Genomic DNA, 15,266 nt, shown 5'->3' with positions numbered 1-15,266 from the left:
CAACGTCTGAGACTAAGGCTTAGTCTGACGAAGGCTGCTGTAATGCAAATTGACTGCGATTATATCGGTGCGATAACTCTTTGAGCGCACGCCGATAAACTTCCCGCTTAAAAGACACCACTTGTCCTAAGGGATACCAATAACTCACCCACCGCCATTGATCAAACTCAGGCGATGGTGATTGGTCAACGCTAATACTGTTTTCTGCACAGCGCAACCTGAGTAAAAACCATTTCTGTTTTTGCCCTACACAAATCGGTTTACTGTGGCGACGAATCATCTTTTTTGGCAGACGGTAGCGTAGCCAGCCTCTTGTACAACCCAAGATGTCCACGTCGTCAGGCTCTAAGCCAATTTCTTCTTTCAGCTCTCGAAATAAAGCCTGCTCAGGTGTTTCATGCTCTTTGATTCCACCTTGTGGAAATTGCCAAGCATCTTGCCCTAAACGTCTCGCCCACAGTAATTGCCCGTATTGATTTGTCAGGATAATACCAACGTTCGGTCGGTAACCATCAGCATCTATCACGCCAATCACCTTATATTTATATTGCGGCTATTGTTTCACAAAGCACCTGAGTTCATCAATTAAAGTACAGCCTTGCTTTACTTGTTATTTTGCTCTGAGATAATTGCTACTTTTAGGCCTACAAATCTTAAAAGTGGGCTGGCAGTGGGAGCGCAAACCGTGAGCTTGGCAATTTTTGATTTAGATAATACGTTGATAGCGGGTGACAGTGATCACGCTTGGGGAGAGTTTCTTGTCGAACATGGCATTGTCGATGCTCACATTTACAAAACTGCCAATGACCGTTTCTACCAAAACTACCTTGATGGCAGTTTAGACATCATGGAGTACCTGTCATTCTCGCTACGCCCACTTGCTGAACACTCGCCAGAACAGCTACAAAAGTGGCACCAGCAGTTTATGTTGGAAAAGATCCAACCCATCATGCTCGATCAAGCCAACGAAAAACTGGCTTGGCACAAGGCACAGGGCGATTTCATTCTCATTATCACCGCCACAAACCGCTTTGTGACTGAGCCTATTGCAGAACACTTAGGTGTGCATGAGTTGATCGCGATTGAGCCAGAGATGGTAGATGGCCGTTATACCGGACAAGTGGCGGGTATTCCAAGTTTTAAAGAAGGCAAAGTGATTCGCTTACGGAAATGGTTAGAAGACAAAGACTTTGATCTGGCAGAGACCTATTTCTACAGCGATTCACACAATGATCTACCGTTGCTGCGTTTGGTTGGCAAGCCCATTGCGGTTGACCCTGACGAAACTTTAAAAGCTGAAGCAGAACAGAACTCATGGCCTGTCATCAGCTTTCGCTAAACATTCAGAATTTGCACATTTATTAAGGTTACAAGCCCATAGGCTGTAACCTTTTAAGCATCTAAAATGATCAAATTTGCAACATTCGATCTCACGATGCCGCCCCTATATGTCTTATCTACATACAAAAAAGGCTATCCTTATACAAAGGTTTTAGTCCCCTCAGAAAAACGTTAAGCTCTATTTTCATTCGCCACTGACTTAAAGCGTTGAGATCACTGATTATGAAACTGATGCAGTTACTACAAGTACATGGTCAATGGACAACCATTCGTGATGACGGCCTAAGTAAAGCATCATTGATTCTTTGTTTTGCTGCTTCTGCTTTATGCAGAGCAGGTACGCTGTACCAGCAGATTCGCACAATGTTTCCCCAAGGTGATATTGTTATTTGCAGTACAGGTGGCGAAATCCTAGATGAAGAGGTGTTTGATCAGAGTATAGCTGTAACGGCCATTGAGTTTGAATCGAGCCAGATACAGGTGGCAAAGACCGACATCCAAAGCCCTGAGCAATCCTGCCAAGCAGCCAATCATCTGGCCAGCCAACTCAAGATCGAAGGTTTACGTCTAGTCTGGTTAATATCAGATGGATTACTGGTGAACGGCAGTGAGTTAATCAAAGGCTGCCGTCAGGTACTGCCAGACTCAGTTCTACTAACAGGTGGTTTGGCAGGCGATGGTGCAGACTTTCAACAGACCTTTACCGCATTAAACGCTGAGCCAACCTCTGGCCAACTGATTGCTATTGGCTTTTATGGCGACCACCTTCAGCTAAGTTGCGCCAGCTACGGTGGCTGGGATCGTTTTGGCCCTGAGCGCAAAGTCACCCGATCTGAAGGCAACATTCTATACGAACTTGATCATCAGCCCGCATTAACGCTTTATAAACGGTATTTAGGCGATGAAGCTGAAAAGCTACCCAGTAGCGCCTTACTATTTCCGCTGACCATTAGGGCTCCAGGACAGCATGAGTCCTCTGTCGTACGTACCATTTTGGCTATTGACGAGCAAAACAATAGCATGACCTTCGCTGGCGACTTACCGCAAGGCTATACCGCCCAACTGATGCGCGGCAACTTTGACCGTCTTGTTGAAGGAGCCGCTAATGCCGCAAGCCAAGCTAAAATAACGGGTGCTCAGCCTGCGTTAGCACTGCTTGTCAGTTGCATTGGCCGTAAGTTATTGATGGGGCAACGTATAGCTGATGAGGTTGAGGCCGTTTCTGAAACCTTAGGCACCTCTGTAGCACTGACAGGATTCTACTCTTATGGTGAGATTGCCCCAGACACTCAAAGCAAGCGTTGTGAACTGCATAACCAAACCATGACTATTACGTTAATTGGTGAGGCTATAGACAATGCATAAACTACTACAGCGCCAGCTAGCCAAAGCCCTGCGCCGCTCAGGCACAGAAACGCCCGATATGGAGTATCTATTAGAGCTTATCAGCACCAGCTACGAAGAAGCCGATAAAGAGCGCAGACTTACAGATCATGCGTCTAAATTGATGGAGCAAGAACTTAAAACGCTACACGAAACCGCTTTGCGACAAACTCGACATTATTTTAAAAGCGTATTAGATCGTATTGGTGATGCCGTTCTTTTTTTAAACCCTGATCAACAAGTGATTGGCTGTAATAGGCTGGCTGAAGAGATGTTAGGTTTTCCCTTAAACGATTTACAGGGACAAAATATTGATCAGTTATTCAGCCGCATACCAAACAGTCCTAATACAACTTTAACCGCAAAGTTGCAGCAAAGCCGTACTCCTGTAGAGCTGGTAAAAAGCGATCTTTCGGATGATAGCCACCAAGAACAGTTATTAATATTCAGGGACATCAGCGAACGCACAAGGGCAAAACGTCGCCTAAAAGAAAGTGAGCAAATGTTCAAAGACTATGCCGAAGCCTCTTCAGATTGGTTTTGGGAGACCGACGCCAAGCACCGTATTAGCCATCTAACTGGCTTCAGCCAAATAATGGGGGCTGATCAAATGCAAGAGCTGATTGGCCGTAGCCGCATGGAGTTGATGACCCATGCACCCAAAGCGATATTTGAACAGCATATTGAAGACCTTAATGCACACCGCCCATTCCGAGATCTAGAATATGAGCTCGTACTATCCGGCAGCCGCACACCTATTACCGTTAACGGCAAACCTATTTTTAATAGTGATGGAGAGTTTATTGGTTACCGTGGTACTGCACGAGATATATCAGATATTCGACAAGCACAGGCTCAACAGCAACACTCTGACCAACAACTTCGCACTGCAATTGGTAGTTTAAAAGAAGGTATTGCACTTTTTGATATTAACGACCAATTAGTCTTGTTCAACAAACGTGCAAAACAACTTTATCACGCTGTTTCAGACAAGATCTTTATCGGCGCACAATACGCAGACATTGCAAAAGCGATGATTGATCGCCAAGTGTTAGATCTAGAAGTCGATAGTGAGCATTGGCTCAACCATCAAATCAATAAAAACACTCGCTATCAAACACGCTCTAAAATTGCTCGCACTCAAGATGGCCGCTACTTACAGGCAATAGAAACACCAATTCCTGACGGAGGCACTATTGGCATCTACAGCGATGTCACAGAGACTGTATTGCTAGAGCAAAGCCTGCGAGAAGCAAAAAACCATGCAGAGCACGCCAGTCAGGTAAAATCAGAGTTTATGGCCAATATGAGCCATGAAATTCGCACACCTATGAACGCTATCATTGGACTAACTTACCTCGCTCAGCAAGAGCTAGAGCAAAATCCGGAACTGAAACATTATTTGTCACAGATTCAGCAGTCCTCAGAACATCTGTTGGGTATTATCAATGATGTTTTAGATTTCTCAAAAATAGAGGCTGGAAAATTACTGTTGCATAGCCAACCATTCAAGTTTGATGATCTGGTTAAGCAAATAGATATCTTCTTACAAGGATCTCTCGCTCAAAAGCAGATCCAGTTTGGTTGGCAATTAGCAGACAATATACCCAAACTGCTCAATGGCGATATTTTACGCCTACGTCAAATACTGACAAACCTTGCCAGCAATGCCGTCAAGTTCACCCATAAAGGCCAAGTGAAAATTAGTGTTTATTGCCACGACTTAAATTCAGACCAAATAAACCTGCAATTTATCGTTCAAGACACAGGAATAGGAATCAGTGAAGCCCAGCAGCAGCAACTTTTTTCCCCCTTTATGCAGGCAGATAGATCTATCACACGTACATACGGGGGTACTGGTTTAGGGCTTGCCATCTCCAAACAACTCGTCGAACTTTTAGGCGGCCAACTCAGTATGGAGAGCGAGCCAGGGAAAGGCAGCCGTTTTTCTTTTGAAGTGCCGCTCAATAAAGTCGATACGCTTAGCATCACCGACCACACTCATCCCACGCTTAAAAAAATAGCTTCGACACCTGAAACCTCTACAGCCTCTAAAATATTCAGTGACGAAGCACAACTGCCGATGATTTTATTAGTGGAGGATAATAATATTAATCAGATGGTTGCCAGCCGATTCTTACAAAAAGAAGGGTTGCACTACAAAGTTGCCAATCATGGCGCAGAGGCATTAACGCAACTAGAAAACAATCATTTTGATCTAGTGCTGATGGATATGCAGATGCCTGAAATGGATGGCCTAACCGCTACAAGAAAAATACGTACAAACCCCGAGTGGCAAAACCTTCCAATTATTGCGATGACCGCAAACGCCATGTCAGAGGACAGGAACGCATGCTTAGATGCAGGCATGAACGATCACATTGCAAAACCTATTGATTTTGCAGAGCTGAGAGAAAAGCTTGCACTTTGGTTAACAAGCTCTCTTCAGCATCCTAAATAGGATTACTTCGATGCAGTGGCTGGAGAAGTTTAACCAGCCCTACTCTTTAATAAGCCTTTTTGATTAAAACGTGAACATCACGCGCAACCTAGGCGTAAACCAAGGCACTTGAGTGTCTGTAAGTGGATGCTTTGGCCCATAAATCATCTGTACATCACCAGAAACAACCCAATCTTGGGCAGGCGAGAACTCATAACCTACGGCACCCTCTAAACCCAAATTAGTACTGCTTTCAATTTCCAGCACCGCCCCCACTTGCATAAATGAGCCATAGTAATAACGCTGGTTATAGACTTTATAATCCATGCCGACCAGATGACGGCCATCTTTGCTGGCTAAATCAAGATGAAAAGCACTTTCGCGCCCCAAGGCTTTCTGAAAAACTAGGCTCATCATACCGTTGTCTTGAATCGGGTCAGCCCACCGAATAAGGTCCGTGCCAATGGCATAATCGGTTGCGGCGGCAGAGGTTGCACCAGAGGCAAAAACAGCAGCAACTAAGGTGCAAGCTCGCAACAATTTTTTCATTATTCGCATTCCTATTCTTTCTGCGTCAAAATTAGCCATCATTATACTGGAAACCTGCGCTTAAGCGCAGTAACGACTAAGCGGGCGATTAAACTGATGTATCAAAGAACCAACCTTGCACCCACAGCTGAGCATATCAACTGTATCGAACAACAAATTGGCCGTGTGCCTAGAGGTATTCAAGCCATTAGCGCCATAGATAGCAAGGGCACGCCGCTAGTCGTACGGATGCACTCCATTGTAGACGACAAACCTTTTCCAACACTTTATTGGCTAACTTCAGAATTACTGAAAAAAGAACTAAGCCATATTGAAGCGCGTGGTGTTATCAAACAGCTTGAAGAACGTTTGATTGAAGATGAAGCCTTTTTAAAGCGTTATCACGCCAGCCATCAAGAGTATGTCGATCAACGTTGGCAGTTCATGAACGAGGAAGAACGCGCCTTTGCCGAAAAGGCGGGTTTTATTGAGCTGCTAAAGACTAAGGGAATCGGCGGCATCGCAAACTGGGATACAGTCAGATGCCTACATACCCAGTACGCCCACCACCTTTCAGGTAACAATATCATTGGCCAATGGGTTGATGAAACCTTCTCTATTCATCAACTGATCCCTTAAATTTTCAGCCGTTAAAGCACGAAGCGAGCTTTTCACTTCGTGCTAAGCTCGCATACGACTAGCGATGAATCGCTAAACTTTCTCGCGCTTTGATATAAGCTTCAACAAACTGGTGATCATCATCACTTACCTTATCCAATGACAACGTGATGCTGTAAGAGGTTCCGGTAGACAGTAGCACTGAGCTTTTTACCGTTCCAATCGCAACCAACAGCTTTTTAACGCCTTCATGCAAAGCAAAAATTTCAACTTTAATACTTTCGCCAGTCTTCAGGTTTTGCTCACTTTCAATATGCAAATATCTAGACGCGATGTTTAATGTGCGCGCAATAAACTGTTTATGGTTGGCTCTGGTTAATCGTACCTTCCAATGGACACTAACAGGCTTTTTCGGTTGTTTTTTTTGCATTAGAGTCTCGTTTAGATTTCAGATCGACTACAGACTGTAGATCAACCTCATTATCCTAAAGGTTAAGTGAAATACAAAATAGAAATTATTGTCATCCACTTATTCTAAAAAAATATAGATTAAGGTCACTCTTATGATGCAACAACGTGACAAAAAGATTAAATTGCCAGCCTCGTAAATGAGAATGATTATATAAGAGGTTTTTGATATGTACGTTGATGCAGCTGTGGTTGCCGGTTTAGCCGTTGTTGTAGGTTGTATTGCAATCTGCGTCTTTGGCGTTCGCTTTATCCGTAACAACATTCTAAAAGACGCTAAGTAGCAGATGTTGTGCAATAAGAGCTTGTCTTACAAGCTCTTTCTTTCATTCAAATAAAAAAGCGACTCTAAAAGCAGCTCTTTACTGCCATAAGTTTGTCTAGCTACTAGCTAAAGCTGTCACCTCAAAAGTACGCTGCAACATACGCGCATCTGGGCCTGCTCTATGCCGATCAATTTCTAAATCTAGTGTCACTTGCTGTTTAACTTTACCCCAAATCGCAATCTGTTTTTCACTTAGCAATTTGCTGAGTGTTTCCAAGCGAAACAGTTGTGCCAACCCAGCATGGTAAAACAGTAACGATAGCCAAGTACTATCAAAGCCCCAGCTATCGGTATAGACCACCTCACCTTTCAACTCTTCATTCAGCTTTTGTGCTACTTCACGTACACAGCACCCTTCTTCAAACAGCGTTGTACGTGGAATGCCGTGCACTTGTTCTGCACTTTCATCCCAGTGTTCCCAGTCAGGCTCAGGCTTGATTAGGCAAGAGAATACGCTGCCGTCAGGGCGGGCAAAGCCCACCTCAATAGGATAACTGCCACGGCCAAAACCTGAAGCCTCAACATCAATAATAAATGGCATACGGATCTGCTTATTGTTTGTTGTCAAAATCATTTCGTCCTAGATAGCGGTCCTAACCACAGGGACAACCGCTGTACATCCATTGTTCAGCGCGAGGTACTCATGACCAATTATTAATTGAAAGCAATTAATATGCCGAGAGCTAAGTCACAAATTAAATGAGAGGTTGGCAGCAGAAGTCTGCTCAGAAAAGCGCTTAATTTTAGCAGACCACAACTGAGCTTGTTCCATATTAACAACCAAGCCTAGCTCACCTTTTTCACAAGCTTTCGCCATACGACGACAAGCTAAAGGATGGTTTTGCTCTGCTGCTCGAACAAACCAGCGCACCGCATTCTCCGTGCTTTTTAATAAATGCCCGTAGCCACTCTCATAAATGCACGCAATCTGATACTGCGCCTTAGCATCACCTTGTTTGGCCGCATCTAAAAGGTAGTTGATACCTTGGCCTTTATCCACTGGTGTGACACCGCGAAAAAACAGTAGATGCCCATACATAGACAACGCTTTTAAATGGCCTTCATTGGCAGCCTCTTTAAACAGGCGCATAATCCACTGATGTCGGAAGCGTGAATGGCGAAGAAAAGAAGAGTGAAACAGTTTTTCCGCAAAACTAAACTTTAACTGGGTAAATGTGCCAACAGGTGTAGACATATGTAAACCATTAACCATTAGGTTGAATCATTAAAGCCAAAATCAGCCAATCAGATTTGAGGCGGCATTCTATCACTGAACCCCTAACACACAAGGCCATATAAGCTGATTACTGCCACAATTTCCTACATAGATGCTGATCATGGCAATAATGTGTTACAGCACCATAACTGAGCATGCATATTTTTCAGGAGTAACCGTGTTATATCTTTTGATTTCATTAGCATTAATTGCAGGTGCAATGATGCCTCTACAATCAGGCGTCAATAGCACCTTGGCGCAAAATGGTGCGGGCACTATTTGGGCTTCTCTCATTTCATTTATTGTGGGTACACTGGCTCTTTTCATTGTCGCTCTACTCAGTCGTCAAGAATGGCCTGTTCTCAGCCAATTGAAACAGGCACCTTGGTGGGCTTGGAGTGGTGGCTTTATGGGGGCTCTGTTTGTGGCGACGGCGGCATTCCTAGCACCACGTTTGGGTGCTGCCACAATGATGGCGCTGTTTGTTGCTGGGCAACTCACTATGTCGCTGATTTTAGATCATTACGGCTGGGCAACGTTTCCTGAACATCCCATAAATTTATGGCGTGCATTAGGTGTTGTCATGTTATTCGCAGGTGTTTTACTGATACGCTTTAATTGACAGTTAATAAAAGTATTGAGCACCCTTTACTCCGATAGTGTAAACGATGCTCAATCAGAAGGTGTTTATGAAGGTTAAGATTGGAAACGTTTAGCCAAAATAGTGGCTAAATAAATGCCTCCCAAAATCAGCACAAAGCCAATTAAGTGGAAACTTTGCAAAACCTCATCCAAAAATATCACCGCTAACGTAATACCAAACATCGGGATTAAGTGAATAAACTGCCCTGTTTTATTGGCTCCTAGCTCTGCCACCGCCTTATTCCAAAAAAGATAAGACAATATTGAAGGGAATATCCCAACATATAACACACTTAATATTGACACTGGGGTAACAGGCATTGGTCTACCATTGCTGGTTTCATATAAATAAAACGGTAGCAACGCAACCACGCCGATTACAACGGTTAAACCGAAAAAGCCAAAGGGACTAATACCTTCTGGCCTCAGGCGCAACAAAGCCGAATATATAGCCCAGCTTAACACTGCCGCTAAAATCCAAGCAGTGCCCACGTTAAGCAGATCTAAACTCAACAATGTTTCTGGATTCCCTTGCGTCACAACAGTGACAACACCCAACAGCGAGATCAGCATGCCAATAACTTGAATACCACTGACTTTTTCACGAAAGAAGAGCCAAGACAGCATCAAAATAAAAATAGGGCAGGCCGACTGCAACAAAATGCTATTACTGGCCGCAGCGGTTTGCAGCCCTAAATACACCATAGTGTTAAAGCATGCGACACTGAATATGCCAAGGACTATCAGGATAAACCAGTGCTGTTTAATAGCTGGCCAGCCACGACGCCAGTGTGGAATGACAAAGGGTAATATCAAAATCAGAGCGGTGGTCCAACGCCAAAAGCTCAAACCTATAGGAGGCACATCAAGATGCACCGCCCGCCCCAACACAAAATTCCCCGCCCAAAATAGTGTTGTTAGCACTAAGAGCCAATAGGGGGAGATATTAAGAACGGATTGAAACATCACTATCCCTCGTTAAAATTAACTGAGGGATAGTAACGAAATAAGGGCGTCTTGCCCATGAGGCATAATTAATACGCTGCCGAATTAGTGCACAATGGATGATCTTACTGAGTAACCCGCTACAGAGGCTTTAAGATTATTTGCTAAGTTTGCGATGTTGTCTCCAAGGCCATTTAAAGCATGCACCTCTTGAGCTGTATGCTGCACTACTTCATCAATGTGACGAATATTTTGATCAACTTCTACTGCAATCTGAGCCTGCTGCTCTGCAACCGCAGCAATTTCGATACTACTAGAGTTGATGGCATGCACCATGTTGTTAATCGCACTGAATGCCTCCCCAGACTGGCTAACTGTTGAAACACTGGTATCTGCCAATTGATGTCCGCTACTGGCCATTGCCACCGCGTGCTGCACTCGACTTTGTAGCTGTGTAATGGTGTTTTGAATATTACGGGTATAGCCCTGAGTTTTCTGAGAGAGCGCCCGCACTTCATCCGCTACCACCGCAAATCCTCGACCTGCTTCACCTGCTCTAGCTGCTTCAATTGCAGCGTTTAGGGCTAATAAATTAGTTTGCTCAGATACACCCTCTATTGTTTCTAATATTTGCGTAATAGCACCTGTTTCTTGCTGAACCTGCTCGGTAACTGCGGACACTGTGTTCATCTGCTCAGCCAATAAGCGCATATTTCTCATACCATCTTGCACCATCGCATGACCACTTGCTGAGTAGCGGGTCGCTTCTTCCGTTTGTGTAGAGGTTTCCCTGACACTGGTAGCCAATTGTTTTACTGCTGCCGATAGCTGCGTAATCGCTGTTGTGATTTGCAAACTTTGTGTACGCTGCTGGTCAACCCCTTGCTCCAACTCGTGACTGGCATGAGACATTGCCGAAGCATAATCAGATAACTCACCAGATGTTTGTTTTATATGAGAAATAGCCTGTTCATAACTGTCTAAGAACAGGTTAAAAATTAGCGCTAAACGCTCATACTCACTGCCTTTATCTGCCAACACTCGACGTGTTAAATCACCATCTTTAATAATCATCTGCATGGCATCTTGCATATCCAGTAAAGCAGAACTAGCACCATGCTCGCTTACATTAAGACCCCGTTCTTCATCTTCAGGCGACACCCGTAGAGCACCAAACATTTTCAATAAAGAAAAAGCCAAATACCCTAAACCAAAGCCCCAAATGAAAACGGCCCCAACGCCAGTAAGCTGGACAAGTAATTGATCTGTAACACTGCCATTAACCAGAGCAGAAGTGTCGGCAAAGAAGACCAAAACAATAGTTCCAAAGGCGCCACAAACACCATGAGCAGCGACAACATTCACAGGATCATCTATACGCAACACATGTAGTACTACCCATTCTGAAGCGTATAGCAAAGCACCTGTCATCAAACCAATCATCACCGCTCCTGTTGGTTCTACAACCGAACAACCTGCCGTAATTGCGACCAAACCACCTACAACACCATTGAGCAGCTTTTCAACATTCACCTCTCGCTTCTCATGAATCAAGATAGATAATAGAAAACAGCTTAAACCACTTGCACCTGCTGCCAGCATCGTATTCGCCACAATTTTAGCGATACTACCTTCACCAGAAAGCGTGCTACCGCCATTAAAGCCAAACCAACCAAACCATAAAATCAATACCCCAACGACCGCTAAAACTAAGCTGTGACCTTGAATTTTATTAACTTTGCCATCCTTACCAAAAATACCCAACCTTGGACCAACAACCATGGCACCCGCCAAACCTACCCAAGCGCCTAAAGAGTGAACAACTGTAGAGCCTGCAAAATCAATCATGCCTTTTTGTGCCAACCACCCCTCTGCATTCCAGATCCAATGACCTGAGATAGGGTAAATCACGCAGGTCGTGAATACTGCAACCAACACATAGCCGAGAAACTTAGTTCGCTCAGCAATTGCACCAGAAACAATGGTTGCGGCCGTACCAGCGAAAGTCGCTTGAAATGCAAAAGAGGCAAAATCACTAGGCTGGGACAGGCCACTCAAACCAAAACCACTAGTACCAAACCAACCATCCCAGCTCAGGCCAAACATCAGAGCATAGCCAACCGCCCAATAAGCCAGCACAGAAATGATAAAATCTGTGATATTTTTGATCGCTACATTGATACTGTTTTTCGCTTGCGTCAGCCCTGACTCCAGCGCAGTGAATCCAGCCTGCATAAACATCACCAATGCAGCCGCCATCATAATCCACACTAGGTCTAAGTGACCTTGAACGGTTGCTGCATCCATAAAACACCCCTTGTTGATGTAATCGTTATGACGACCTTCAGAGCAAGAGCTATGCCCATAGCATTTGTTAGATTGATAATTCTGAAAAAACAAATCACTCTAGATTTATCGACTAACAAAATACTAATAAACCAGTTTTTATAGTAAGTTTTTGACGCACTAATTTTGACCTTAAAGAGCAATTCTGCACCAATACAGAGCACAAGCATAATAACCAAGAGCTTTGCTAAACTATTGAATACTGTAAACTGTTCACACTGTTTCCAACTCCGGTGATTTGTTATGCATTTGATTATATCTCCCGCCAAAACCTTAGACTTCACAACACCGGCAAAGACCGATCAATATTCAACGCCTCTATTTTTAGACCAAAGCCAAACGTTAATAGATCAGCTTAAAAAATTAAGCCCTGTAGAAATTGCCGTTCTAATGAAGCTGAGTGACAAGCTTGCAGCACTCAATACTGCTCGATTTGATTCTTGGCAACAGCCCTTTACACCGCAGAACGCCAAACAAGCATTACTCGCTTTTCAAGGCGATGTTTATACAGGGTTAGCAGCAGATCAATTCTCAGAAGAGGATTTTGCTTATGCTCAACAAAAGCTACACATCCTATCTGGCCTATACGGCTTATTAAAACCCCTAGACTTGATTCAGCCTTACCGCCTCGAAATGGGCACTGCCTTTACCAACAACAAAGGGAAGAATTTGTATCAGTTCTGGGACGGCCAATTAACCGAACATTTAAATGATTGCCTGTTAATAGATAAACCTGAAAGCACTGAAGCGGTGCTGGTCAATCTTGCGTCTAACGAATACTGGAAGTCGATCCAACCTAAGAAAATTAAAGCCCGCATCATCACACCAGAGTTTAAAGATTGGAAAAATGGGCAATACAAGATCATTAGCTTTTATGCAAAAAAAGCGAGGGGATTGATGAGTGCATTTATTATTAAGAACCGTATTACAGCGCCCGAAGAGTTAAAAGCGTTTAGCAGCGAGGGATATTACTTCAGCCCTGAGCAAAGCAAGGGCGACCAATGGTGTTTTCTTCGAGACCATGATGAATAAGTACAGTTAAACGAAAAAGGCCAACCTCTCTGGGTCGGCCTTTCTCTAGATTAAACCAATAGTATTATTGGTTTTGCTCAATACCTTGCAAATACCAGTTGGCATTTTGTTCACGCATGTCACGCACTAAGTGCCAAGTTTCAGAAAAAGCAGTCGGTAATGAACTGTTTTCACGGATCTGTCCGGAGAAAACAACCGTCGCTTCTACAAGAGATCCTTGCTCATGAATACCACCTAGATGAGCATTCAAACTTACCACCTCAGTATTTGGCTCTTCATCTTGTGCCTTACGTTCGGCAGAGAGCAAGTTATATAGTTCTGGCGTTACAAAATCTTGTATCTCTTGCAGATCATTGCTGTCCCAAGCTTTTTGTAAATGCACAAAATGCCCCTTGGCACGCTCAACAAAGCTATTGGCATCGAACCAATCCGGTACTTGTGGTTGAGGCTGAAAGGCCATTTGAGAAGCTTCTGTGCTCTTAGGGCTCATCAAATCAGTATTAAATAACTGTGATGGTTGCTGCTGCATCTGACCATGGTCTTGCTTCTGATAAGCCGGCATACCCGCTGCCGCTGCCTGTTGACGCTTCCGAGCAATTAATTTGAATATGATAAACGCAGCTAACGCAATCAGTAGGAAATCCATAAATTGGAAACCTTCAAATCCATCACCGAATAGCATTGCAGCCAACAAGCCACCTGCAGCAAGACCTGCCAGAGGGCCTAGGAAACTTTTCATTCTACTACCGCCAGTTGCTGCTGCGGTTTGAGTTTTGCCCGGCTGAGTCAACGTAGACTGGTTTGTTGTCGGCGACGAAGGCGCTGTTCTTGAGAACGTACCTTGTGTTTTACCACCACCTAAGCGCTTTGCTTCTGCCTGATCGATACCTGTACCCATCACCAGAAAAAAGGCAAAAAACCAAATAAACACTCGCTGCATAAAGTTACCTGTAAGTTATCTTATTATCTCGTTATGCTGATAGTTATGGGGGCATTCATCGTAAGTTTCAACTTAACATTGTCTTACCAATAAATTTCAATAAAAACAGAATAGGGAGTTTTTATGCTGATCAATCCCAATAACTCAGCTCTATTAGTCATCGATATTCAAGAAAAGTTGCTACCAGCACTGCATAATCAAAAAAATTTCTTAAATAATTGTCGCTGGCTGATAGAAATAGCTCAAGCACTATCAATACCAACCCTAGCAACAGAACAATATCCCAAAGGTTTAGGCCATACTGAACCTAGCATTGCCAGCCTGATTCAGCCTAACAACATACTTTATAAAGAACACTTCTCTACCGCAGAAGATCCTGAGTGTTTAAAAACCATCAACGCATTAAATGTTGAGCAACTGATTTTAATTGGTTCAGAAGCCCATATCTGCGTATTACAATCTGCCTTAGGGTTAGCTGAACAAGGCTTTGACGTGTTCGTAGTGGCTGATGCCATAGGCTCAAGAAAAGAACAGGACTTAATTCTCGCTCTAACACGTTTCCAGCAAAATGGTATTCAGCTGGTCAGTAGAGAAATGGTGGCTTATGAGTGGCTTTACAAAAGTAACACTGAGCAATTTAGAGCCATAAGCAAAGCCTATTTAAGAGACTAAGACTGCACTTTGTAGATAAGCCTACTAATGAATCCATGAAATTCGGCCCTAAAACTCAGCATCCGAAACGAAAAAACCCCAGTCTATCGCTAGACTGGGGTTCTATATAAGGCGCTTGACGATGTCCTACTCTCACATGGGGAGACCCCACACTACCATCGGCGCTGTACCGTTTCACTGCTGAGTTCGGGAAGGGATCAGGTGGTTCCAATACGCTATTGTCGTCAAGCAAAAAAGGTGTAGATTGAATGTCTGCCAATTAAGCCTATCTGTTATTAGGCCTTCTACTTTGTTCGTATCTTGTATTCTTACGTCCAAGCCTGAGCTTGTCGCTTGTAATCTCTGACGTATCCGTCGATTGTTAAGCAAG

The 15,266-nt window shown here is 43.8% G+C and carries 15 protein-coding genes and 1 rRNA gene; 7 read left to right on the top strand and 9 right to left on the bottom strand.

The genetic code is table 11. The annotated features are described in order from the left end of the window. Positions 1-19: 19 nt before the first annotated feature. Positions 20-526, bottom strand: coding sequence for an RNA pyrophosphohydrolase (locus B5D26_RS15085; RefSeq protein ID WP_078746547.1), 507 nt, complete (start codon positions 524-526; stop codon positions 20-22). Positions 527-685: 159 nt separating this feature from the next. On the opposite strand from B5D26_RS15085, the gene B5D26_RS15080 reads away from it, so the two are divergent. The 3 genes from B5D26_RS15080 (at position 686) to B5D26_RS15070 (ending at position 5,185) form a co-directional block, all read left to right on the top strand. After that, on the top strand, positions 686-1,339 hold the full coding sequence (locus B5D26_RS15080; protein ID WP_078746558.1) for a histidinol-phosphatase: 654 nt from the start codon (positions 686-688) through the stop codon (positions 1,337-1,339). A 224-nt stretch (positions 1,340-1,563) separates the two neighbouring features. Beyond that, a complete protein-coding gene (locus B5D26_RS15075) occupies positions 1,564-2,706 on the top strand; it encodes an FIST signal transduction protein (RefSeq protein WP_078746546.1) in 1,143 nt (380 codons plus the stop codon). Further along, complete coding sequence (locus tag B5D26_RS15070) at positions 2,699-5,185, top strand: response regulator (protein WP_078746545.1); 2,487 nt, start codon at positions 2,699-2,701, stop codon at positions 5,183-5,185. The genes B5D26_RS15075 and B5D26_RS15070 overlap by 8 nt, the downstream gene beginning before the upstream one ends. 63 nt (positions 5,186-5,248) lie before the next feature. On the opposite strand, the gene B5D26_RS15065 is transcribed toward B5D26_RS15070, so the two are convergent. Further along, positions 5,249-5,713, bottom strand: coding sequence for a hypothetical protein (locus tag B5D26_RS15065; RefSeq protein WP_078746544.1), 465 nt, complete (start codon positions 5,711-5,713; stop codon positions 5,249-5,251). Between the two features lie 96 nt (positions 5,714-5,809). Here B5D26_RS15065 and B5D26_RS15060 point away from each other — a divergent pair, with 96 nt between their 5' ends. Then, complete coding sequence (locus B5D26_RS15060) at positions 5,810-6,331, top strand: DUF501 domain-containing protein (RefSeq protein WP_078746543.1); 522 nt, start codon at positions 5,810-5,812, stop codon at positions 6,329-6,331. 58 nt (positions 6,332-6,389) lie between these two features. Here B5D26_RS15060 and B5D26_RS15055 read toward each other — a convergent pair whose 3' ends face one another. From B5D26_RS15055 to B5D26_RS15045, 3 genes are all read right to left on the bottom strand, one after another. Continuing rightward, positions 6,390-6,740, bottom strand: a complete 351-nt coding sequence (locus tag B5D26_RS15055; protein WP_078746542.1) for a hypothetical protein — start codon at positions 6,738-6,740, stop codon at positions 6,390-6,392. Between the two features lie 418 nt (positions 6,741-7,158). After that, the gene (locus B5D26_RS15050; RefSeq protein ID WP_327196258.1) at positions 7,159-7,671 is read right to left on the bottom strand and encodes a 3'-5' exonuclease; all 513 of its coding nucleotides are present in this window, start codon (positions 7,669-7,671) and stop codon (positions 7,159-7,161) included. Between the two features lie 120 nt (positions 7,672-7,791). After that, positions 7,792-8,298, bottom strand: coding sequence for a tetratricopeptide repeat protein (locus B5D26_RS15045; RefSeq protein WP_159445684.1), 507 nt, complete (start codon positions 8,296-8,298; stop codon positions 7,792-7,794). Positions 8,299-8,497: 199 nt separating this feature from the next. On the opposite strand from B5D26_RS15045, the gene B5D26_RS15040 reads away from it, so the two are divergent. After that, complete coding sequence (locus B5D26_RS15040; protein WP_200810704.1) at positions 8,498-8,941, top strand: DMT family transporter; 444 nt, start codon at positions 8,498-8,500, stop codon at positions 8,939-8,941. Positions 8,942-9,015: 74 nt separating this feature from the next. On the opposite strand, the gene B5D26_RS15035 is transcribed toward B5D26_RS15040, so the two are convergent. Continuing rightward, positions 9,016-9,927, bottom strand: a complete 912-nt coding sequence (locus B5D26_RS15035; RefSeq protein ID WP_078746539.1) for a DMT family transporter — start codon at positions 9,925-9,927, stop codon at positions 9,016-9,018. Positions 9,928-10,011: 84 nt separating this feature from the next. Further along, on the bottom strand, positions 10,012-12,213 hold the full coding sequence (gene amt / locus B5D26_RS15030; RefSeq protein WP_078746538.1) for an ammonium transporter: 2,202 nt from the start codon (positions 12,211-12,213) through the stop codon (positions 10,012-10,014). A 282-nt stretch (positions 12,214-12,495) separates the two neighbouring features. Here amt and yaaA point away from each other — a divergent pair, with 282 nt between their 5' ends. Then, positions 12,496-13,284: a peroxide stress protein YaaA gene (gene yaaA / locus B5D26_RS15025; RefSeq protein WP_078746537.1), complete on the top strand. Its 789-nt coding sequence runs from the start codon at positions 12,496-12,498 to the stop codon at positions 13,282-13,284. 64 nt (positions 13,285-13,348) lie between these two features. Here yaaA and B5D26_RS15020 read toward each other — a convergent pair whose 3' ends face one another. After that, on the bottom strand, positions 13,349-14,224 hold the full coding sequence (locus B5D26_RS15020; protein ID WP_078746536.1) for a Tim44 domain-containing protein: 876 nt from the start codon (positions 14,222-14,224) through the stop codon (positions 13,349-13,351). A gap of 123 nt (positions 14,225-14,347) precedes the next feature. Here B5D26_RS15020 and B5D26_RS15015 point away from each other — a divergent pair, with 123 nt between their 5' ends. Further along, positions 14,348-14,896: a hydrolase gene (locus B5D26_RS15015; RefSeq protein WP_078746535.1), complete on the top strand. Its 549-nt coding sequence runs from the start codon at positions 14,348-14,350 to the stop codon at positions 14,894-14,896. Between the two features lie 113 nt (positions 14,897-15,009). On the opposite strand, the gene rrf is transcribed toward B5D26_RS15015, so the two are convergent. Then, a 5S ribosomal RNA gene (gene rrf / locus B5D26_RS15010) occupies positions 15,010-15,125 on the bottom strand. Positions 15,126-15,266: the final 141 nt, after the last annotated feature.

It is taken from the genome of Oceanospirillum multiglobuliferum, assembly GCF_900167095.1.
GTDB classification, from domain to species: domain Bacteria; phylum Pseudomonadota; class Gammaproteobacteria; order Pseudomonadales; family Halomonadaceae; genus Oceanospirillum; species Oceanospirillum multiglobuliferum.
The sequence above is the reverse complement of the archived record's forward strand: the minus strand, read 5'-3'. Positions and strand labels throughout refer to the sequence as shown.